At 67.5% G+C, this 21,059-nt stretch carries 22 protein-coding genes and 1 tRNA gene; 11 read left to right on the forward strand and 12 right to left on the reverse strand.

Going from position 1 to position 21,059, the window contains the following annotated elements:
• The first annotated feature begins 52 nt into the window (after nt 1-52).
• A complete protein-coding gene (locus KPL74_19065) occupies nt 53-958 on the forward strand; it encodes a LytTR family transcriptional regulator (protein QWT19834.1) in 906 nt (301 codons plus the stop codon).
• Between the two features lie 56 nt (nt 959-1,014).
• A tRNA-Arg gene (locus KPL74_19070) sits at nt 1,015-1,091 on the forward strand.
• An 11-nt stretch (nt 1,092-1,102) separates the two neighbouring features.
• Here KPL74_19070 and KPL74_19075 read toward each other — a convergent pair.
• Nucleotides 1,103-2,020 (reverse strand): LysR family transcriptional regulator, encoded by a 918-nt coding sequence (locus KPL74_19075; GenBank protein QWT19835.1) that lies wholly within the window; start codon nt 2,018-2,020, stop codon nt 1,103-1,105.
• A gap of 183 nt (nt 2,021-2,203) precedes the next feature.
• Here KPL74_19075 and KPL74_19080 point away from each other — a divergent pair, with 183 nt between their 5' ends.
• The 6 genes from KPL74_19080 to gstA are packed head-to-tail and all read left to right on the forward strand — an operon-like array spanning nt 2,204 to nt 10,672.
• The gene (locus KPL74_19080) at nt 2,204-3,376 is read left to right on the forward strand and encodes an efflux RND transporter periplasmic adaptor subunit (GenBank protein ID QWT19836.1); all 1,173 of its coding nucleotides are present in this window, start codon (nt 2,204-2,206) and stop codon (nt 3,374-3,376) included.
• Entirely contained in the window at nt 3,373-6,579 is a 3,207-nt protein-coding gene (locus KPL74_19085) for an efflux RND transporter permease subunit (protein ID QWT19837.1), read from the forward strand. The genes KPL74_19080 and KPL74_19085 overlap by 4 nt, the downstream gene beginning before the upstream one ends.
• Nucleotides 6,576-8,072 carry an efflux transporter outer membrane subunit gene (locus KPL74_19090; protein QWT19838.1) on the forward strand — a complete coding sequence of 499 codons (1,497 nt, stop codon included), beginning with the start codon at nt 6,576-6,578 and terminating at the stop codon, nt 8,070-8,072. The genes KPL74_19085 and KPL74_19090 overlap by 4 nt, the downstream gene beginning before the upstream one ends.
• Nucleotides 8,069-9,157, forward strand: a complete 1,089-nt coding sequence (locus KPL74_19095; GenBank protein ID QWT19839.1) for an NADH:flavin oxidoreductase — start codon at nt 8,069-8,071, stop codon at nt 9,155-9,157. The genes KPL74_19090 and KPL74_19095 overlap by 4 nt, the downstream gene beginning before the upstream one ends.
• 18 nt (nt 9,158-9,175) lie before the next feature.
• Nucleotides 9,176-10,045 (forward strand): glutathione-dependent disulfide-bond oxidoreductase, encoded by an 870-nt coding sequence (gene yghU / locus KPL74_19100; protein ID QWT19840.1) that lies wholly within the window; start codon nt 9,176-9,178, stop codon nt 10,043-10,045.
• Between the two features lie 12 nt (nt 10,046-10,057).
• Nucleotides 10,058-10,672: a glutathione transferase GstA gene (gene gstA, locus KPL74_19105; protein QWT19841.1), complete on the forward strand. Its 615-nt coding sequence runs from the start codon at nt 10,058-10,060 to the stop codon at nt 10,670-10,672.
• A gap of 40 nt (nt 10,673-10,712) precedes the next feature.
• Here the strand turns inward: gstA and KPL74_19110 are convergent, their stop codons facing one another.
• Entirely contained in the window at nt 10,713-11,279 is a 567-nt protein-coding gene (locus tag KPL74_19110; GenBank protein ID QWT19842.1) for a carboxymuconolactone decarboxylase family protein, read from the reverse strand.
• A gap of 116 nt (nt 11,280-11,395) precedes the next feature.
• Between KPL74_19110 and KPL74_19115 the strand changes: the two genes are divergently transcribed.
• On the forward strand, nt 11,396-11,968 hold the full coding sequence (locus KPL74_19115) for a TetR/AcrR family transcriptional regulator (protein QWT19843.1): 573 nt from the start codon (nt 11,396-11,398) through the stop codon (nt 11,966-11,968).
• Nucleotides 11,969-12,019: 51 nt separating this feature from the next.
• On the opposite strand, the gene KPL74_19120 is transcribed toward KPL74_19115, so the two are convergent.
• Together KPL74_19120 and KPL74_19125 are read right to left on the reverse strand one after the other, a co-directional pair.
• Complete coding sequence (locus KPL74_19120; protein ID QWT19844.1) at nt 12,020-13,291, reverse strand: HAMP domain-containing histidine kinase; 1,272 nt, start codon at nt 13,289-13,291, stop codon at nt 12,020-12,022.
• Between the two features lie 52 nt (nt 13,292-13,343).
• The gene (locus KPL74_19125; GenBank protein QWT19845.1) at nt 13,344-14,033 is read right to left on the reverse strand and encodes a response regulator transcription factor; all 690 of its coding nucleotides are present in this window, start codon (nt 14,031-14,033) and stop codon (nt 13,344-13,346) included.
• A 119-nt stretch (nt 14,034-14,152) separates the two neighbouring features.
• On the opposite strand from KPL74_19125, the gene KPL74_19130 reads away from it, so the two are divergent.
• Nucleotides 14,153-14,455, forward strand: coding sequence for a hypothetical protein (locus KPL74_19130; GenBank protein ID QWT19846.1), 303 nt, complete (start codon nt 14,153-14,155; stop codon nt 14,453-14,455).
• 118 nt (nt 14,456-14,573) lie between these two features.
• The gene (locus tag KPL74_19135) at nt 14,574-15,263 is read left to right on the forward strand and encodes a dienelactone hydrolase family protein (GenBank protein ID QWT19847.1); all 690 of its coding nucleotides are present in this window, start codon (nt 14,574-14,576) and stop codon (nt 15,261-15,263) included.
• A 16-nt stretch (nt 15,264-15,279) separates the two neighbouring features.
• On the opposite strand, the gene KPL74_19140 is transcribed toward KPL74_19135, so the two are convergent.
• The 8 genes from KPL74_19140 to KPL74_19175 form a co-directional block, all read right to left on the reverse strand.
• Nucleotides 15,280-15,777 carry a DUF4142 domain-containing protein gene (locus KPL74_19140; protein QWT19848.1) on the reverse strand — a complete coding sequence of 166 codons (498 nt, stop codon included), beginning with the start codon at nt 15,775-15,777 and terminating at the stop codon, nt 15,280-15,282.
• A 76-nt stretch (nt 15,778-15,853) separates the two neighbouring features.
• Nucleotides 15,854-16,027: a DUF1328 domain-containing protein gene (locus KPL74_19145; protein ID QWT19849.1), complete on the reverse strand. Its 174-nt coding sequence runs from the start codon at nt 16,025-16,027 to the stop codon at nt 15,854-15,856.
• A gap of 329 nt (nt 16,028-16,356) precedes the next feature.
• A complete protein-coding gene (locus tag KPL74_19150) occupies nt 16,357-16,962 on the reverse strand; it encodes a hypothetical protein (GenBank protein QWT19850.1) in 606 nt (201 codons plus the stop codon).
• Nucleotides 16,963-17,082: 120 nt separating this feature from the next.
• Entirely contained in the window at nt 17,083-17,910 is an 828-nt protein-coding gene (gene queF, locus KPL74_19155) for an NADPH-dependent 7-cyano-7-deazaguanine reductase QueF (GenBank protein ID QWT19851.1), read from the reverse strand.
• A gap of 41 nt (nt 17,911-17,951) precedes the next feature.
• Nucleotides 17,952-18,944, reverse strand: a complete 993-nt coding sequence (locus tag KPL74_19160) for an aldo/keto reductase (protein QWT19852.1) — start codon at nt 18,942-18,944, stop codon at nt 17,952-17,954.
• Complete coding sequence (locus KPL74_19165; GenBank protein ID QWT19853.1) at nt 18,941-19,351, reverse strand: MerR family transcriptional regulator; 411 nt, start codon at nt 19,349-19,351, stop codon at nt 18,941-18,943. The genes KPL74_19160 and KPL74_19165 overlap by 4 nt, the downstream gene beginning before the upstream one ends.
• Nucleotides 19,352-19,483: 132 nt before the next feature.
• Entirely contained in the window at nt 19,484-19,855 is a 372-nt protein-coding gene (locus tag KPL74_19170) for a DUF779 domain-containing protein (GenBank protein ID QWT19854.1), read from the reverse strand.
• A 31-nt stretch (nt 19,856-19,886) separates the two neighbouring features.
• On the reverse strand, nt 19,887-21,053 hold the full coding sequence (locus KPL74_19175; GenBank protein QWT19855.1) for a c-type cytochrome: 1,167 nt from the start codon (nt 21,051-21,053) through the stop codon (nt 19,887-19,889).
• Nucleotides 21,054-21,059 lie beyond the last annotated feature (6 nt).

The following is a 21,059-nucleotide window of genomic DNA, read 5'->3' on the forward strand; positions in this document are numbered from 1 at the left end:
CTCGGGGCCCTTTTTCATTCCGGCCCCCGCCACTGCGACTAAACTCCACCCCATGGACGAACAGCCAACCGCACCCGGGAAAGACCTCGATACCGCCCATCGTCGCCGGCGCTGGGGCATGATCCTGTTCTGGGCGATCGTCTTCGCCAGCTCCGCGATCGGCAATACGCTGACCACGTCGATCGACGCCGAGCGCTTCCATATCCCGTTCGCCACCTGGCACATCGCCGTCAACGAGTTCAGCAGCACGCTGGTCTCGCTCCTGATCGTGCCCTTCCTGCTCGCCGCCTGCGACCGCTGGCCGCTGCACGCGGACACCTGGCGCCGCTACCTGCCGTTCTACGTCCTGGGCAGCCTGCTCTGGTGCGTGCTCCACGTCGGTGGCATGGACCTGCTGCGCTGGGTCGGCTACGCCATGGGCGGCGATACGTTCGACCCGGGCAACCTCGCGCTGCAGTTCGTCTACGAATACCTGAAAGACATCCGCACGTTCTTCTACATCGTGGCGGTGACCCACGCGGTGGAATGGTTCGGGCGCCAGATCAAGGGCGAAGCGAGCCTGCTCGACGTGCCCGACGTGGGACCGCCGGTGGAACCGGTCGACCGGCCCGAGCGTTTCCTCGTGCGCAAGCTCGGCCGCGATTTCCTGGTCGCCACCGCCGACATCGAATGGGCCCAGGCCTCGGGCAACTACGTGAACCTGCGCGTGCGCGGCCGCGACTATCCACTGCGGTCGACGCTGGCCGCGCTGGAAGCCAAGCTGGATCCGGCGACGTTCGTCCGCGCGCACCGCAGCTATGTCGTCCAGTTGGCCCAGGTGACCTCGATCGAGCCGCTGGACGCGGGCGAGGCCCGCCTGCACATGGCCGACGGCACCGTGCTGCCGTGCAGTCGCCGTTATCGCGAGGCCCTGCGCGCCGTGGCGGCGGGCGTGGAGCCCGGCATGGCCCGCGCCTGAGGCGAGGCTAGGCCATTGGCCGCCAACTCCGCTACAATGCCCGACCGCTCAGGTACGCGCCCGTAGCTCAGCCGGATAGAGTAGTGGCTTCCGAAGCCATTGGTCGGGGGTTCGAATCCCTCCGGGCGCGCCATCTTTCCTGATCTAGCCGAATCGCCAGCCTGGCTCGGCTTCGCCCACCACGCCCGCGACCCAGTCGACGAAGGCACGCACGGTGGGCGACAGGTGCCGGTTACGTGGATAGATCACCGACAACGGCGCCGCGGGTGCCGCGTAGTTGGCCAGCACGCGTCGCAGGCGGCCGCTGCGAAGATGCTGCAGCACCATGTAGCTACCCGCGCGAATCAGGCCCAGCCCTTCGATCGCCGACGTCACATAAGCATCGGTGTCGTTGACGACCAGCCGTTCGGGCATCGTGATGCATCGGCTTTCGCCATCCACGACGAAGTTCCACTCCAGCGAACGCGCGGTGCGGCTGGAGAGATAGCCGACGGCCTGGTGGCTGGCGAGATCCTCGAGCGTCGACGGCGTGCCGTGCCGTTCCAGGTAGGCCGGCGATGCGCAGGTGATCCATTCGAATGCGCCGATGCGTTTCGCCACCAGCGTGGGCGAATCCTCCGGCGTGCCGGCACGGATAACGCAATCGACGCCTTCCTGGACGAGCTCGACCGTGCGGTCGCTGGCCGTCAGGGTCAGCTGCACTTCGGGGAATCCGTCGAGGAATTCCCTGACGCGGGGAAGCACGACCAGGCGTGCGAGCGACAGCGTCATGTCCACGCGCAGTCGCCCGCGCGGCTTGCCGGCGCTGCCGGGGAAACTCGCCTCAACCGCTTCGATGTCGGCCAGGAGGCGCTTGCACTGGTCGAAATACTGCAGGCCATCCGGCGTCAGGCTGATGTGGCGCGTCGTCCTTTGCAGCAGGCGAACACCAAGGAACGTCTCCAGTTCCTTGACGACGCGAGTCACTCGGGAGGGCGGCAGGGAGAGGCTGTCGGCGGCGCGACTGAAGCTCTGCATCTCCACCACCCGGGTGTAGATCTGCATCGACTGGAGACGATCCATGGGCTCTCGACCTCGCTGATTTTATTGCGACACGTGGCAATAAACCGATCGGAAAACCTACCAGATGCTCCGGTCGGCGGCCAATAATTCCATCCAGGGCAAGAATGTTACCCATTTTAGTGCCTAGATGACTGCCGGGCGCGGCCACAGACTGCTGGCCGTCTCCCTCTCGTGGTCATGCCCATGAACCGCTCAGCCAAACCCCGAATCGCCGCCCTCGCGGCCGCCGTCGCCCTGGTGGTGGCGGGCAGCGCGTACTGGAACGGCGTCCCCGACGCGCACGCCGCCACGGCCGCGCCCCCGCCGACCGTCACCTTCCGCGCCGCCGAAGAACGCACCGTGTCGGACAGCCAGGACTACACCGGCCGCCTGGAGGCCGTCGACCTGGTCGATGTGCGGCCGCGGGTGGCCGGGACGCTGCTGGCCGTGTACTTCAGGGATGGCCAGCACGTGGCGGCGGGCGACCTGCTGTTCACGATCGATCCGGCGCCGTACCAGGCAGAGAAGGATCGGGCGGAAGCCGCCGTTGCCATGGCCGAAGAGCGCAGGCGCCTCGCAGGTAGCGAGCTGGCCCGTGGCCAGAAACTGGTCGAAGCCAATGCCATCTCGCGCAAGGAATTCGATGCGCTGGATAACGCGGCGCGCGAAGCCGCGGCGTCCCTGAAGGGCGCCCAGGCGGCACTCGCGCAGGCGCGGCTGCAACTCGGTTATGCGCAGGTCCGCGCACCCATCGCCGGGCGGATTTCACGCGCCGAGATCACCACGGGCAATGTCGTGGTGGCCGGTGGCGATGCGACGCCGCTGACCCGGATCGTTTCCGACACGGCCCTCTACGCCTCGTTCAACGTGGACGAGCAGAGCTACCTGCACCTGATCGCGCCGTCGCTCCGCGCGGGCCGGCTTCCCGTGGCCCAGGTCGGCCTCGCCGACGACGACGGCTATCCGTATGCGGCGACGGTGCAGGCCATCGACAACCAGATGGATACGCGCTCGGGCACCGTGCGCGTCCGCGCACGCATCGACGCGGTATCGCCGGCGATGCTGCCGGGCTTGCAGGCCCGGGTGCGCCTGCAGGGCGGCGAGCCCTACCGCGCCGTCGTCGTCGACGATGCCCTCGTCGGCACGGACCAGGATCGCAAGTTCGTCCTGGTCGTGAATGCAAAGGACACGATCGAGCGTCGCGTCGTCGAGCCCGGCGTCCTGCAGGGGCGTGAGCGGGTCTTGCGTAGCGGCATCGAGCCGGGTGCGCGCGTCGTCGTCGATGGGGCGTTCAAGGCACCGCCGGGCACCACGGTGAAAGCCGTGGCGGCCAGCAACGCCACGGCCAGCGTGGCCGATGCGGGGACGCGGCCATGAACATCTCGAAATTCTTCATCGATCGCCCGATCTTCGCCTGCGTGCTGTCCGCGATGATCCTGCTCTCGGGCATCGTCGCCGCGTTTCACATGCCCGTGTCGGAATACCCGCAGGTGATCCCGCCCTCCGTGGTGGTGCACGCGCAGTACCCCGGCGCGAATGCGAAGACGATCGCGGAGACGGTAGCCGCACCGCTGGAACAGTCGATCAACGGCGTGGAAGACATGCTGTACATGGATTCCAAGGCCAGCGGCGACGGCCACCTCTACCTGACGGTGACCTTCAAGCTCGGCACCGATCCGGCGCGGGCGCAGCAGTTCGTGCAGACCCGCGTATCGCAAGCCCTGCCGCGCCTGCCGGAAGACGTGCAGCGCCTGGGCGTCACCGCGGTGAAGAGCTCGCCGATCATCACCATCGCCGTGCACATGGTGTCGCCCAAAGGCACCTACGACAACAACTACATCAGCAACTACGCGGTGCTGCACGTGAAGGACCGCCTCGCCCGCATCGCCGGCGTGGGCGACGTCGTGCTGTGGGGGCCGGGTGGCTACGCGATGCGCGTGTGGCTCGATCCCGCGGCGCTGGCCGAGCGCGGGCTCGCCGCCAGCGATGTCGCCGACGCGATCCGTCGCCAGAACATCCAGGCCGCCGTGGGCACCATCGGCAGTTCGCCGGCGGTGCCGGACACCGCGTTCCAGCTGACGGTCAATGCCGATGGCCGCCTGAAGACGCCCGAGGAGTTCCGGAACATCGTGATCAAGTCCGATGCCCGCGGCGCCATCACGCGCCTGGGTGACATCGCACGCGTCGAGCTCGGCGCCGAGGACTACGGCATCCGCGCGACCCTCAGCAACCAGCCCGCCATCGCACTGGCGGTGCAGGAAGCGCCCGGTGCCAACTCGCTGGACATCTCGCGCGACGTGCACGCGGCGATGGAGGAGCTGGCCCGGGAGTTCCCGCAGGACCTTACCTACCGCGTGGTGTACGAGCCCAGCCGGGCCGTGCAGACCGGCATCGACGCGGTCATCAAGACGCTGCTGGAATCGGTCAGCCTCGTCGTGCTGGTGGTGTTCCTGTTCCTGCAGACATGGCGGGCGTCGATCATCCCGCTGCTGGCGGTGCCGGTGTCCATCGTCGGCACGTTCACCTTCCTGCTCCTGGCGGGATATTCGATCAACACGCTGTCGCTGTTCGGCCTGGTCGTCGCCATCGGCATCGTCGTCGACGATGCGATCGTGGTGGTCGAGAACGTCGAGCGCAACATCGCACGAGGCCTTGCGCCGCGCGAGGCGACGTACCAGGCGATGCGCGAGGTCAGTGGCCCGATCATCGCCATCGCGCTTACCTTGTCGGCCGTGTTCCTCCCGCTGGCGTTCCTGAGTGGCCTGACGGGCGAGTTCTACAAGCAGTTCGCCGTCACCATCGCCATCTCGACGCTGATCTCCGCGGTCAACTCGCTGACCCTGTCGCCGTCCTTGTCGGCGATGCTGCTCAAGGCGCATGGCGACAAGCCGGATGCGCTCACCCGTGCGATGCATCGCGTGTTCGGCCGCTTCTTCGGCCGGTTCAACCACGCGTTCGATCGGGCCTCCGAAGGCTACGGCGGTGGCGTCGCACGCCTGGTGAAGCACAAGGGCGCGATGCTCGGGGTGTACGCGGCGCTGCTCGTCGCGACGTGGTGGCTCACTGGCCACGTGCCGGGCGGCTTCGTGCCAGCGCAGGACAAGGAATACATCGTCAGCATGGCGCAGCTGCCGGAGGGCTCCACGCTCGACCGCACCGAAGCGACGATGAACCAGATGAACGCCGTGGCGCTGAAGCACCCGGCGGTGATGGGCACGTCGACGTATAGCGGCCTGTCGATCAATGGCGTGACGAAGAGTTCGAGCACGGCGCTCACCTTCGTCCTGCTCAAGCCGTTCAAGGATCGCCCGGGCGTCAGCGCGGACCAGGTGGCCGCCGACCTCAACCGCGAATACGGCAGCATCGGCCATGCCTTCGCCGCCGTGTTCCCCGCGCCGCCGGTGTATGGCCTGGGCACGCTGGGTGGTTTCAAGCTGCAGATCGAGGATCGCGCGGACCTGGGTTACGAAGCCCTCTACAAGGCCACGCAGGCATTCATCAAGAAGGCCGCCGAGGCGCCCGAACTCGGCCCGTTGTTCTCCACCTACACCGTCAACGTGCCGCAGCTTAAGGTCGACATCGACCGGGCCAAGGCGCAGCAGCTCGGTGTGCAGACACCGGCGATCTTCGGCACGCTGCAAGCCTTCCTCGGTTCGTACTACGTCAACGACTTCAACTTCCTCGGCCGCGTCTACCAGGTACGCATGCAGGCCGACGGCAAGTACCGCTCGCGTCCCGACGACATCGGGCAGCTGCACGTACGCAGCGACGACGGCCAGATGGTGCCGCTGGCGTCCGTTGCCAGGGTGTCGCAGACCTACGGCCCCGACCAGGTGCAGCGGTACAACGGATTCACCTCGGCGGACGTGGGCGGCAGCCCGGCGCCGGGCTACTCGTCCGACCAGGCGATGGAGGCGATCAAGCGGATCGCGGCGGAGACGCTGCCGCCGGGCATGTCCTACGAGTGGACGGACCTCACGTACCAGCAAATCATCGCGGGCAACAGCGCGGTGTGGATCCTGCCGCTGAGCGTGCTTCTGGTGTTCTTCGTCCTCGCCGCGCAGTACGAGAGCGTGACGCTGCCGCTGGCCATCATCCTCATCGTGCCCATGAGCATCTTTTCCGCGCTCCTCGGTGTGTGGCTGACCCACGGCGACAACAACATCTTCACCCAGATCGGCCTGATCGTACTGGTGGGCCTGGCCACGAAGAACGCGATCCTCATCGTCGAGTTCGCCCGCGAGCTGGAGATCGCCGGCATGCCGACGATCAAGGCGGTCATCGAGGCATCGCGCCTGCGCCTGCGTCCGATCCTGATGACATCGCTGGCCTTCATCATGGGTGTCATTCCCCTCGTGATGTCGACCGGTGCCGGCGCGGAGATGCGCAAGGCGATGGGTATCTCGGTGTTCTTCGGCATGCTCGGCGTCACGCTGTTCGGATTGTTCCTGACGCCGCTGTTCTACGTGGTCGCTCGGATCCTCGGTGGACGACGGCCGTTGCACTCGGCCGCGCACCATGAGGCGCCGGCGCTGGTGCCGCATCACATCGATGCCGGTCGCCTGGGAGGTGACGCATGAACGCCGCCCTGTCCTTCACGCGCACCGCCCTCATGACCTCGTTGCTGGCGCTGCTCGCGGGGTGCTCGCTCGCGCCGACGGAGCGGCGACCGGAGATCGCGGTGCCAGGCACTTTCCGCGAAGCCGGCACGGACGCGGTTACCGCCGTGCCGGGCGAGGAGCTCGGCCAGTGGGTGCCGGCCCAGCCGGCGGACGAGCAGACGCCTTCGCCCTGGTGGAAGGCCTTCGGCGACCCCGTGCTCGTCGAACTGGAAGCCCAGGCGTTGAAAGCCAATCCGGACGTCGCCATCGCCATGGCCCGGGTCAGGCAGGCACGTGCGCTGGGTTCCCGCGCCGAGGCCGAACGCTATCCCAGCCTCGACGTGGGGTTTGGTCCGACCCGGCAGCGTACCAGCGGTGCGGCGGCATTCCGGGGCGATGGCGCGCCGGGCGTGACGCAGACCCTGTGGCGTGCGCAGGGCACGGTCGCCTACGAGGCGGACGTGTTCGGGCGGGTGTCGTCGGAGGTGGCGGCGGCACAGGCGACCACCGCCCAGCAGCAGGCGCTGTCGCAGCAGATGCTGCTGATCGTGCAGGCCGACGTAGCGAGCACGTACTTCACCCTGCGGCAGCTCGAGGGCGAGCGGCGCCTCCTGCGCGATACCGTGGCGAGCTGGGAAGACAGCGTGGCGCTGCTGGAGCGCAAGCAGGCGCTGGGCGCCGTCGCCACCGTCGTCCTCGACCAGGCGAAGGCGGAACGTTCCGCTGCGCGCGCACAGCAGGCGTCGGTGGAGCAGGAGGCGGCGCTGGCCCAGCATGCGCTGGCCGTCCTGCTGGGAGAGACGCCGGCCGCGCTTGGCCTGGTGGCCAGCCCGCTGGAAAACGTCTCGGTGCACGTCTCGGAAGGCCTGCCGTCCACGCTGCTGGAACGCCGCCCCGACGTGGCCGCCGCCGAACGCGCCATGGCCGCGGAGAACGCGCGCATCGGTGTCGCACGGGCGGCGTACTTCCCTTCGCTGTCGCTGACGGGTGCCTTCGGCTACGAATCCGCGGCACTGGGGAACCTCACCCAGTGGACCCAGCGCACCTTCCTGCTTGGCCCCCTGGTCGGCACGGCGCTGAACCTGCCGATCTTCGATGGCGGCAAGCGCAAGGCCGGCGTCGCGCTCGCCCGCGCCGACTACGAGGAAAGCGTCGGCGCCTACCGGAAGACCGTGCTCCAGGCGTTCCGCGAAGTGGAGGATGCATTGGCTTCCACGCGCTCGCTGGACGAACGGCTCGCGAACGATCGCGATGCGGAGGAAGCGTCTGCGCGCGTCGCATCGTCGGTGCGGACCCGCTTCGACGAGGGCGATGTCGACTACCTCGTGGTGGTCGATGCCGAGCGCACCTTGCTGAGGAACCGGCAGTCGCGCCTGCGCTCCGAGGGCGCGCGCGTGCGCGCCACCGTCGACCTCGTCCGCGCGCTGGGCGGTGGATGGCACGCGGACGCAACGCAGGGAGCCCCGCGATGAGCGTATCGGACCTGTTTAAGCCGCTCACGCTCATGCATGGGCCGGCGATGCGCAATCGCTTCATGCTGGCGCCGTTGACCAACCAGCAGAGCGAACTCGACGGAACGCCGTCCATCCACGATCGCGACTGGATCCGGCAAGTGGCCGGGGGCGGCTATGCCCTCGTGCAGACCGGCGCGGCGACGGTGGAAGCGGGTGGCATCGCGTTTGCGCGACAGTTGGGGGTGCACAACGACGGCCTCGCGCCGGGCCTGCGCGAGATGGCGACATCGATCCGCGACGGCGGCGGGCTCTCGGCGGTGCAGCTCCACCACGCCGGGCACCGTGCCCGGCGTGAGATCGGCGGGGTTCCCGCACCGGCATCCAGCCGCACGCTGGCCGATACCCGGGCGTTGGCGACCGGGCAGGTGGAGCGCATCCGCGACAGCTTCATCGCCGCTGCGAAACGCGCGGAGCTGGCCGGGTTCGACGGCGTGGCGTTGCATGGTGCGTTCGGCTGGATCCTGTCCGAGTTCATGTCGCCGCTGTTGAACGACCGCGACGACAGGTACGGCGGGTCGGTCGAAAACCGTGCACGCCTCACCATCGAAGTGATCGAAGGCATCCGCAAGGCCACCGGACCCGATTTCCAGATCGGCTGGCGGCTGTCGGTCGAGCGCTACGGCCTGCGCCTGGAGGAACTGCGCGAGATCACGGCGTGCATCCTCGATCGCGAACTGATCGACTACCTCGACCTGGCGCTCTGGGATTCGGCACAGGTGGTGCAGGAAGGCACGTTCCGCGGCAAGTCGTTGCTTGGCGTGTTCACGAGCATCCCGCGCAAGCGCGTGCGTGTCGGCACGGCGGGGAAGATCATGGGTGCGCAACGCGCCGCCGAGCTCCTCGACGAAGGTTGCGATTTCGTCCTGATCGGCCGCGCGGGAATCCTTCGCCGCGACTTCCCCCTGCAGGTGCGCGACAACCCCTGCTACGACAGCCCCGCGCTCCCCGTGACCGCCGACTTCCTGCGTCGCGGCGGCCTTAGCGAGCGCTTCATCAACCACATGCGCGGCTGGCCACGTTTCGTGGTGCCGGGCAGCCCATGACCTTGCGAGGAAACCGCGATGACCCACGATCCCACCGATAACCAGCCGGCGGGTTACACGCCGCCCGCCGTCTGGTCGCCGAAAGCGAGCTACGCCGGCACGTTCGGCAGCATCAACAGCCACGTCTCGGGCGCGCGCTTCGAGCACGCCTTGCCCGTGGGCAGGCATCCCTTCCAGTTGTACTCACAGGGCACGCCCAACGGCCAGAAGGTCACCATCCTGCTGGAGGAGCTGTTGCAGGCGGGCCATGCCACCGCCGAATACGACGCGTGGCTGGTCAATGTCTTCGAAGGCGACCAGTTCGGCAGCGGCTTCGTCGCCATCAATCCCAACTCGAAGATCCCGGCCCTGGTCGACCGCACCACCGAGCCCGAGACGCACGTGTTCGAAAGTGGCTCGATCCTGGTCTACCTGGCCGAACGCTTCGGTGCCTTCCTGCCCACCGAACACGGCAAGCGCACCCAGGTGTTCAACTGGCTGATGTGGCAGATGGGCGCCGCGCCGTTCGTCGGCGGGGGCCTGGGCCACTTCCTGAAGTACGCGCCGCTGAAGATCGAATACGCGATCGACCGCTACGCCATGGAGACCAAGCGACAGCTCCACGTGCTGGATACGCACCTGGCCCGGCACGAGTTCCTGGCCGGCGACGACTACACGATCGCCGACATGGCCGTGTGGCCGTGGTACCCGGAAAGCCTTTACGGCGTGTACGGCACGGCCGGGTTCCTCGGCGTGTCGCAGTACACCCATCTCCTGCGCTGGCACAGGACGATCGCAGCGCGCCCCGCCGTGGCGCGAGGCAGGGTCGTCAACCGCATCAACGGCGAACCCGGGACCATGCTGCGCGAGCGGCACGACGCCAGCGATTTCCAATCCCTCACCCCATAGAAGGTCGTTCGAATGAAACTGTACTTCACCCCTGGCTCATGCGGCCTCGCCGCGCAGATTTCGCTGCGCGAAGCCGGCGCTACGTTCGACATGGTCAAGGTCGACTTCGCGACCAAGCGCACCGTGGAAGGCGATTACATGCAGGTGAACCCGAAGGGATTCATCCCTGCGCTGGAGCTTGCCGATGGTGCGATCGTCACGGAAAACGCCGTGATCCTGCAGTGGATCGCCGACACGCACGCCGACGCCGGGCTGCTTCCGCCAGCGGGTACGATCGAGCGCTACCGCGCGCTGGAGTGGCTGAACTACGTGGCCACCGACCTGCACAAGGGCATGGCCGTGATGTTCTCGAGATTCATCGATGGCGCCTCGAAAGCGCGCTTCGCCGAAGGCAACCTCGCCAGCCGCTTCGCCTACGTGGAAGACCACCTGGCAGGGAGCGACTATGTGATGGGCGAGCGGTTCTCGGCGGTGGACGGCTACCTGTACAACGTGCTGCGCTGGCCGGTACGCGTGGGCATCGACATGTCCGGCTACGTGGCGATCCAGGCCTTCATGCACCGGATGGAGGCACGCCCGTCGGTCATCGCCTCGCTGGACGACGAAGGCCGCGCCGCCGCCTACTGAGCAAAACGTGGCGGAGGCCCGGGCCTCCGCCACGTGCGCGTCAGTGGTTGCCGCGGGCGATCTTGGACTGGTCGAACAGGCGAAGCACCGGGAAGTCGATGTCGGTGCGGGCCACCTTCCAGAAGTAGTTGGTGAGGAAGTTGAGGATGAGGTGGCCGAAGACTTCCGAGACGTCTTCGTCGCTCCACCCGGCGTCCTTGACCGCCTGGACTTCGGCGTTGGTCAGGTCGCCCTTGTGGCGAACGAGCAGGAGCACGAAGGTGAGCAGGGCTTCTTCCTTCGGGTCGGTGGACTTGCCGTGGCGGGCCAGCTCGATGTCTTCGTCGGTGAGCTTCTGCAGCTTCGCGATCGCCGCCAGCAGCGAGATGCAGTATTCGCAGCCGTTCTCTTCGCCGATGGCCAGGCCGATCTTGCGGGCCAGCTTCTTGTCGAAGCGGCCATCGGTGAGGTTCTGGAACAGGGTGAGGTAGCTGTTCATCATCGCCGGCGAGTTGGTCATCGACGCCATCAGCAGCGGATTCTTGCCGAACTTGGCCGTGGTCTTCGCGAAGATCTCGGCCTGGGCGGGGGTGGCGGTCTCGGGGGTAAGGACGGGGATGCGTGACACGGTGGTTCTCCAGTAATTTACCGATCGTTCGGTAACAATAGAATCGCTACTGGCCTGCGGAGAAGTCAAGAAGTATTTGACCGATTGTTCGGTTACAATCGCCGCAGGAGTGCACCATGCCCAAGCCACGCAAGATCGAAGACGACGAACTCACCCGCAAGCTGACCGCCATTTTCAAGGAGGTCGGCTACGATGCCGCGTCGCTGGCCAGCCTCTCGGAGGCCACGGGCCTGAAGAAGGCGAGCCTCTACCACCGGTTTCCCGGCGGGAAGGAACAGATGGCCGAAGAGGTGCTCGCCGCCACGAGCGACATCCTCGACGAACACCTGTTTCCCGCGCTGGCGGACGAGTCGTCGCCGGAGCGCAGGATGGCCGCGTTCGTCAGGATCATCGACGCGTTCTACGCGAGCGGCAACGAATCGTGCCTGTTGAACGTCCTGGCGCCGCCCCGCGGCCAGCAGAACGGGCGCTCCGCGGCCATCGCCTCGATCTTCCAGCGGCTTGCCGAGGCGCTGACGCGCGTGGCCGAGGCGGCGGGTGCACCGAAGCGCCAGGCGAAGGTCCATGCGGAACAGGCCCTCGTCGAGTTGCACGGCGCCCTGATCCTATCGCGTGGCATGGCCGATACGAAGATCTTCCAGCGGATGCTGGTGCGCCTGCCCGGCATCGTCCTCGCCGGCGCCCGCTGACGCCGTTCGCATAGCCACGGCGTGGCCGGCGTCGCGCCGGTCGGTCGCCGGTCAGGCCTTCGCGAGCGGCAACCGCACCCTGAAGCACGCCCCGCCGCCGTCGCCATCGGTGACATCGATGCTGCCGCCGTGTCGCTCCACCACCTGCCGTGCCAGGTGCAGGCCGAGGCCGGTGCCCGAGCTGCTGGGCCGCGTGCGATAGAACGGCTCGAAGATCCGCGCGCGTTCTTCCGGGGCGATGCCCGAGCCCTGGTCGCTGACGCGCAGCTGGCCGTCCGCGCGTACCTCGACGCTGATCGTGCCATTGCCGCTGGCGTGCACCATCGCGTTCTGGATCAGGTTCATCAGCACGCGGCACAGCGCTAGCGCGTCACCCTGTATCCATACGGGATCGCGCGGCGCGTCGAACTCGATGTCGTTGCCGGACTCCAGCGCGAGCGGCGCGATGTCGGCCACGGCGTCGGCGGAGAGCTTGCCAAGGTCGAGTCGCGTGAGCACGGCCGAATCGCCGCTGAAACGTTGCAGGTCGAGCAACTGCTCGGCCAGGTTCCACAGCCGGGCGACATCGCCCATCAGGCGCGAACGCTCGGGCCCCGGATCCATCGCATCGATGCGCGTGCGCAGGATCGCGATCGGCGCACGCAGCTCGTGCGCGGCGCTGGCGAGGAAGCGATCACGCACCTCGTAACCCTCGGTCACCCGGCTCAGGGCCGCGTTGAATCCCCGCACCAGCGGCTGGATCTCGTGGGGCACGGCCTGGTCGGCGAGCCGTGCGCCACGCTTCTCGACGTCGATGGCGTCGGCATGGCGTGCCACCGAGCGCACGCCCTTCATCGAGCGGCGTACCACGATCGGCACGAGGATCAGCGTGCAGATCACCGTGGGCACGAGCAGGCGCCAGGTCAGGTAGTCCGCCACCATGGTCGCGATGCCTTGCACGCTGGCGACGCCCGCACCGCCTGTCGCTGCATGCAGCTTGCCGTTGGGCCGCGGAAGCACGCGGATGCCGGTGGTATCGGCATAAGGCGCATGGGTGCCATGGATATCCGAGGCCGCGAACTGGTCAAGCCGGGCAATGAGCGGTGCGAGGGCCGGCGGCGGCGTGCCGTAGTCGAGCGCATGGCCGCGTTCGTCGCGCACGGCGATCCACAGCCCGGGGTGATCCTGCATCGCCTGGCGCAACACCGCCGTGGGATGCAGCGCGATGCGGCCGTCGGAGTCCTGCGTGAGTGACTGGTCCACGGCGTCCAGCACATCGGGTTCGATGTACGACACGTTTTCGTCGTGGATCCGGAAGCCCAGCACCAGGAAGGCGATGAGCATGATCACGGCCTGTGGCACCACGATGCGCCACGAAAGCTGGACCGCCAGCGATCTACCGCGCCGTGCCATGAGCCTTGCCCCTCAGCAGGTAACCGACCCCGCGGATCACGTGGATGTCGACCTCCGCGCCCGCGTCGTCGAGCGAGCGGCGCAGCTTGGAAATGTGTGCGTCCAGCGCGTTGGACTGGATTTCATCGTCGAAGTCGTACACCGCCTCGAGCAGGTCGTTGCGCGACACCGTGCGGCCATGCCGCAGGCACAAGGCTTCGAGCACCAGCAGCTGGCGGCGCGGCAGGCGTAGCGGCACGTCGGCGACGAAGGCCTCGTGCGCGGCGAAGTCGAACGAGAGCCGGGCCACGGTGGCGCGTGGGACGTCGCGCGGTGACTGCCGTCGCGATACCGCGCGGATGCGTGCCAGCAGCTCTTCCACGGCGAACGGCTTGACCAGGTAGTCGTCGGCGCCCTGGTCCAGGCCGGCGACGCGGTCGCCCAGCGAGCCGCGCGCGGTCAGCACGATGACGGGCACCCCGGGCAGGTGTTCGCGGGCCTTGCGGATCAGGCTGACGCCGTCGCCGTCGGGCAACTGCCGGTCAAGGACCACCAGGTCGTGCACGCCCAGGCGCAGCGACTCGTTGGCCTGCAGCAGGGTGGGTGCCACGTCGATCACCAGGCCATGGCGTTCCAGCGCGGTGCGCAGGGCATCCGCGAGTTCGGTTTCGTCTTCGACAAGAAGTATGCGCACGGGCCCGCCTTCACTGGGTGCCCGGGCATGCTACCGCGCGCCGCCGGCGCGGGCGGCAATGTTCAGGCAATGTGGCCTCGCCAACCATGCACGCTCCCCACATAGGCGTTCCCCCCGCCATGCATTACGGCATCATCCGACGCATCGTCACCCTGGCCGAACTGGTCGAGCCCGATCGTGCCCAGGTCTGGACGTGGTTCTTCGAAACCCACATCGATTGCCTGGGCGGCCGCCCCGTCGAACTGGCCTTCCACGGCCGCGGCCCCGAGGTGGTGGAGTTCCTGCTCGACGTGCTCCGTCGCAGCCGGGATACCAGCAACGTGGCGCCGTTCCCGCGCCGGCCACGCCGGCATATCGGCCCGCAGCCTAACAGCGAGCTATTCGACGACGGCCGCATGCGCCTGGTGGCCGTGCGGGGCTGACCACGGCCCGCGAAGCGCGTTGCACGAACGCGCGAGGGCGGGCGCGTCATTCCTGGCAAAGACGCAGGCGGGCGTGGCCTCGTACGGTCGCGGTCCACCGCCTCACCATGGAATGCCCATGAGCCTCTCCGTCACGACTCCCGATGGCCGCTTCGATGCTTACGTCGCCATGCCCGCCCGTACGCCTGCACCGGTCGTGGTGGTGATCCAGGAGATCTTCGGCATCACCGATGGCATCCGCGCGATCGCCGACGGTCTGGCGCGCGACGGCTTCATCGCCGTGGCCCCCGACCTGTTCTGGCGCTTCCAGCCGCATATCGAGCTGTCGGAACATAGCGAAGCCGACTGGAACACGGCGCTCGGTTACTACATGAAGCTGGACATCGAGAAGGCGACCGACGACATCGTCGCCACGCTCGATGCCGCCCGTGCACTGCCAGACGCGAACGGAAAGGCCGGCGTTATGGGCTTCTGCCTCGGTGGCCTGCTCACCTTCCTCACAGTGGCGCGCGGCAAGGCCGACGCCGGCGTGGAATATTACGGCGGCCGCACCGAGGAATTCGTCGAGCGCGGCAAGGACATCAGCACGCCGCTGTTGATGCACCTGGCCGGCGAAGACGAGTTCATGAGCAAGGAAGCGAAGGCGACGATCAAGGCGACCCTCGAAGGCAATCCGCATGTGGAGATCCACGTGTACGCGGGGCGCAACCATGCCTTCGCCCGTCCGGGCGGCGATCACTACGACGCAGCGGATGCGGAAAAAGCCAATGCGCGCACGCGGGCGTTCCTGGCGGAAAAGCTGGGTTGAACGCTACGGGTGCCGCCTAGAACGGCGGCAACCCGTCCGCGAGCTTTTCGTGTTCCTTCAGCACGGGCAACTGCCCACGTGCGAAGTTGCGGATATCGGGGTCTTCGCCCTTGTCGGCTTCGAGCTGGTAGAGCCCCGTGGCCAGCTTGTGATCCTTGACCATCGCATCGGAGTAGGCGCGATCGAACTTCGCGCCCTGCAGGTCTTTCATCGCGTCGATTTCCTGCTGCTGCGCTGGCTCGGGCGCCACGGCGATCTGCACGCCCTTGCTGCCCGCCAGCTTGCCCAGTGCCTCGTTGCCACGGCTGTGGTCTTCAACCATGCGGGCGGCGAACTTCTTGACCGAATCGCTGGATGCCTGGTCGGCGGCGAGCTTGCCCAGGGCGATCTCGGTGAGGCCGGCGCTGCTGGCGCGTCGCACGAAGTCGGCATCGGCCGTGGCGATCTTCGCCGGCTGCTGCGCATGGGCCGCGACGGCGGCGAGGACAAGCACGACACAGGCAAGGCGGCGCATGGCGTTACTCCGTCAGATAGAGAAACGCCCCGGCGTGGGGACGGGGCGTTTCGTCAGCGGTGCGGGTTGGCTTGGGTTACAAGCGCGGCCCGCGACGCAGGCCACCGAACAGCAGCGACAGGATGAACAGGATCAGGAACACGACGAACAGGATCTTGGCGATGCTGGCGGCGCCGGCGGCGATGCCACCGAAGCCAAAGATCGCGGCAACGATCGCGACGATGAAAAATACAACGGCCCAATAAAGCATGGGATCTCTCCTAAAGATGGCAGGGTGCCTGACGGCCCTCTGCCGAGTCAGGTTGGGTGCCATTCGATCATCGGGATGCTGAAAGAGTCGTCTTCACGCGGTGAGACGTCGTCTCACTGGGTTTTGTCTTCGTGCTCACGAAGCCTTGTGGGGGCTGAATGGAGCCGTAGGTTTACTTAGGTGGGGGGCGTTTTGGGGTCAGGAAACCGAGAGGGGGCCGGGATCGCGCGCGGGCGCGCTCCTACGGGAGCTGAATGACTTTTTTTTGCGGGCACAAAAAAAGGCGCGGCAGGGCCGCGCCTTCTGGTGCCTCGCGATGGAGCGGGGGCTTACTTCTTCTTGACGTCGAACGACTGGTCGCCGACGGCCTTGCCGTTGAGCGAGATCGACACCTTGTACTTGCCTTCCGGCCACTCGTTCGGATTCTGGATCTTGAACGTGGTGACGGCCGGGCCGTCGGTGCTGATCGACTGGCTGATGTCGCTGACCGTGGTGCTGGTCTCGCCGTCCTGGTAGGTCCACTTGGCGTTGAGCGTGGCGCCGGCGGTGCTGCCTTCGGTGGCGACCGAGGCGTAGATGGTCTTCTCGTTCGGTGCGAAGGCGGTCTTGGCCTTGGCGACCTTCTTGTCGGCGCCGACGGCGCTGCCGAGGGTCACCGAGCCGACCTTGAGCGTCTCGCTGGCGGCGACCGGGGCCGGGGCGGCCGTCGGGGCGGCCGGGGTGGCAGCGGCGGCAGCGGCCGAGGTGGCGCTGGCCGGGGCGGTAGCGGCCGGGGCAGTGCTGGCGGCGGCCGGAGCAGCAGCCGGAGCCGCCGGGGCGGTCGAGGCAGCGGCCGGGGCCGGGGTCTGCTCTTCCTTCTTGCCGCAAGCGGTCAGGACCAGGAGGCCGGCCAGGGTGGCCGTGGCGAGGGCGGGCGTGCGGAAGGAAAGCTTCATGTCTGGATTCCGGAATAAACGAATACGTGGACGGGACGAGGGAAGTCCCTCAGCCGCGGCAGGTTACAGGCTACACAACTAAAGGCAAGACCAATGAAGAGTGCATGAATGCGCGGTTCATCATTGGCGCGCGCCGCGCGGATTCCCGGGCACTTCGGCGGGGTCCGTGCTGCGGAATGGGTTGATGTCCAGGCCGCCGCGACGGGTGTACCGGGCATAGACCGCCAGCTCGCGCGGGGCGCAGCGGTCGCGCACGTCCATGAAGATCCGCTCCACGCACTGTTCGTGGAATTCGGTATGCGTGCGGAACGAGACCAGGTAGCGGAGCAGGCCGGCGCGGTCGATCGGCGCACCGGTGTAGCGGATCTGCACGCTGCCCCAGTCCGGCTGGCCGGTGACCGGGCAGTTCGAACGCAGAAGGTGCGAGACCAGCACTTCGCGGACGTCGCCTTCGTGGGTGCCGAGAAAATCGGCGCGCGGCGGGCCGTAGCAGTCGAAGTCGAGGTCCTGGTCGTCGAGCAGGATGCCCTCCGGCTCGGACAGCGCCGTGCCGGACAGCTCCTCCGGCGCATGCAGGACGACCCCGGCCGGGCCACCGGCCGCCGCGGAGAGGTCCCGCACGAGGATGTCGCGCAACGCATCGCGGTCGGCGAGCACTTCCTGGGCGAAGCTGTTCAGGTACAGCTTGAACGACTTCGATTCGACGATGTGGGGGGTGGTGGCCGGGAAGCGGAATTCCGCCACGGCCACCATCGGCTTGCCGCGCGGGTCCAGCCAGCTCAGTTCGTAGCCATTCCAGATGTCGACGCCGTGGAACGGCAGCGCATCGCCATCCACGCCGATCTCGTCACGCTTGGCCTGGCGGGGGATGGGGAAGAGCAGGGCCGGATCGTAGCGGTCGGCGTACGTGGTGGCCTTGCCCAGCGGCGAATGGTCGGGGGACGACATGGCGGTTTGCCGGTGATGCAAACCGCCATTATACGGCCCGGTCAGGCGTTGATAGAGCCCATCATGGACGCGGCGTAACGCTCACCTACCGCCGATTCAGGTGGGAACACGGCGTCGATCTCGGCCAGCTCCGATTCGGTGAGCTTCACCTCTACCGCGGCGGCGTTTTCCTCCAGGTACTTCACCCGCTTCGTCCCCGGGATCGGCACGATGTCCTGGCCCTTGGCCAGCACCCAGGCCAGGGCAAGCTGGCCCGGCGTGCAGCCCTTGTCCGCGGCGAACTTCTTCACCTTGCCGACCAGCTCGAGGTTCTTCGTGAAGTTCTCGCCGGTGAAGCGCGGGTTGTGCCGGCGATAGTCGTCTTCGGCGAAGTCGTCGGGCGTGGTGATCGCGCCGGTGAGGAAGCCACGGCCCAGCGGGCTGTACGCCACCAGGGCGATCCCGTTCTCGCGGCAGGCGGCCAGCGTGCCGGTGGTTTCCGGATCGCGCGTCCACAGCGAGTATTCGCTCTGCAGGGCGGTGATCGGATGCACCTTAGCGGCGCGGCCGATGGATTCCGCCGAGGCCTCGGACAGGCCGAGGTGGCGCACCTTGCCTTCCTTCACCAGCTCCGCCATCGCGCCGACCGTTTCCTCGATGGGCACGGTGCGGTCCACGCGGTGCTGGTAGTACAGGTCGATGTAGTCCGTCTTCAGGCGACGCAGGCTGCCTTCGACCGACGAGCGCACGTACTCCGGGCGGCCGCTCACGCCGCGCGAAGACGGGTTGGCCGGGTCGCGCACGATGCCGAACTTCGTCGCCAGGAAGACCTTGTCGCGGCGGCCCTGGAGCACGCGGCCGATCAGCTCTTCGTTGGTGTGCGGGCCATAGGCATCGGAGGTGTCCCAGAAGCTGATGCCGAGCTCCAGCGCGCGTTCGAGCGTGGCGATGTTTTCCTTCTCGTCGCCTGCGCCATAGAACTCGCTCATGCCCATGCAGCCGAGCCCCTGTGCGGAGACTTCCGGGCCGTGGGCGCCAAGTTTGCGGGTAATCATGCGTGCTTCCTCCGGGGAGTGGGGGTGGCGATCGCGGGATCGCCGTACATGGAGCGGTAAAGCGCAATCTTCTCGTCGAGCCGCGCGATCGATTCGGTGAGCGATTCCAGCTGGTCGCGCAGGTGGGCGGCGTGGCGTTCGAGCAGGTCGCCGCGGGCGACGATGCTGTCGGGCGTCTCGCCGAGCCGGCGCAGGCGTGAATATTCCTGGATGTCGCGCATCGGCATGCCGGTGCTGCGCAAGCGCAGCACGAACTGGATGAAGCGCATTTCGGCTTCGCCGTACACGCGCTGGCCGTTTCGTCGCGGGACCGGGTCAATCAACCCGATCTGCTCGTAGTAGCGCAGGGTGTAGGCCGTGAGGCCGGTGGCGGTGGCCGCCTCGGCGATGGTCAGGGATGTGGGCATGACGGGAAGCGTAAGGCTTAGAGTGCGCTCTAAGTCAAATGCTTTTGGTGATGCGGGGGATTGGCGGGGCGAAGGGATGGGCGGTGGGGTGGGTCGCGCGCGGGCGCGCTCCTACAAGGGGGAGGGGATCCGTTAGAAGCGGCCGGCGGCGACCAGGGCGTTGACTTCCTCGTCGGTGAACAGGCGGGAGCGGGTGAGGAAGCGGACGCCTTCGCCGTTTTCCAGCGAGAACATGCCGCCCCTCCCCGGCACCACGTCGATGATCAGCTGGGTGTGCTTCCAGTACTCGTACTGGGAGGGGCTCATGTAGAACGCGGCGTCCGCGATCGTGCCGAGCAGCACGTCGCGGTCGCCGACGATGAAATCCCCGGTCGGGTAGCACATGGGGGACGAGCCGTCGCAGCAGCCGCCGGACTGGTGGAACAAGAGTTCACCGTGCCGTTCGCGCAGGCGTTGCACCAGTGCGACGGCGGCCGGGGTGGCGATGACCTTCTCGATGTCCATGGCGGTGCTCCGCGGTGGGGTCAGTGGGCAGTCAGTGGGCGTTGGACGTCAGCGGTACCTTCGACTGCTTCGCTTCGTCGAAGGTGAGCTTGGTGCTGCCCGGCGGGTAGCCGTTCTCGCGCAGCAGGAAGGCCATGATTTCCACGTAGTCGTCCTGTGGCAGGCTGGCCGGCTGGGTCGCCGGCATGTTCTGCGAGACGATGGTGAAGATGTCGCCGACGTGGAAGTTGGCCTGCGGATTGGCGAAGTGCGGTCCCTTCAGCGCGGGTCCGGCGCGACCTTCCAGGGTCGGACCATGGCACTGCGCGCAGTTGTCGGAATACTTCGTCGCGCCCGAATCGGCCTGTGCCGTGGTGTAGAGCGCTGGCGCCGCGGCGGTGTCCTTCTTTGCCGCCGCACAGGCCAGGCCCGTAGGCTCGCCGGGGCGCCGCCACAAGGCGTTGCGGCGATCCGGTCGTGCCGAGGCGGCCATCGCCACGGGGGCGAGCAGCCTGGCCATGCTGCCGTCGGCGCGCAATGCCGCGACCGCGCTTTCGAACTGGCGTGCGGCAGCGGCGTGGGCGTCGTCGTACAACGCGACGAGGTCGAAGCGTGCATGCGGCTCGGTGAGTTCGACGGTACGGAAGCGTCCGGCCTGCTTCTTGAGGAAGCCGGCGACCGTGGGTCCCCACACCATGGCCGCGCCCACCTTGCCGTCGGCCAGGGCTTTCAGCCCATCGTCGTCGGTGAGGTGCACGTCGGCGACCAGGCCGGGATGGTCGGCGAAGTACAGGTTCGGCGTGGTCTGGTAGGTCACCGCGATGCGCGTGCCCTTGCCGACGCTGGCCAGCGAGGTGGCCTTGTCCGCCGCGGGCAGCACTAGCAGGAAACCCGTGTGCCCATAGGCCTGGGTGGCCTTCAGGCCTTCGGGCACGCCCGGCGCGTCGGCATCGACCGGGAAGCCGAGCACGAGGTCACAGGAGGACTTCGCCAGCGCGTTGAACTCCTTCAGGTCGAAACCGTCGTCGTCCCCGCTTCCATCGAAGTAGTGGATCTTCGCCCGGGCGTGGTCGTGCGCGCCCACGGCCTGCGCCACGCCGACGTCGGCATGGGCAAGCGGGCTGGCGCGATCCACGCAGACCGTGAGGTCCGCTGCGCGTGCGGCGATGACGACGAAGGGCAGGGTGGCCGCGAGCGCGACCAGGTATCGAATTTTCATGCGTCG

Origin of the sequence: Bacillus sp. NP157 (assembly GCA_018889975.1) — a bacterium.
Taxonomy (GTDB): domain Bacteria; phylum Pseudomonadota; class Gammaproteobacteria; order Xanthomonadales; family Rhodanobacteraceae; genus Luteibacter.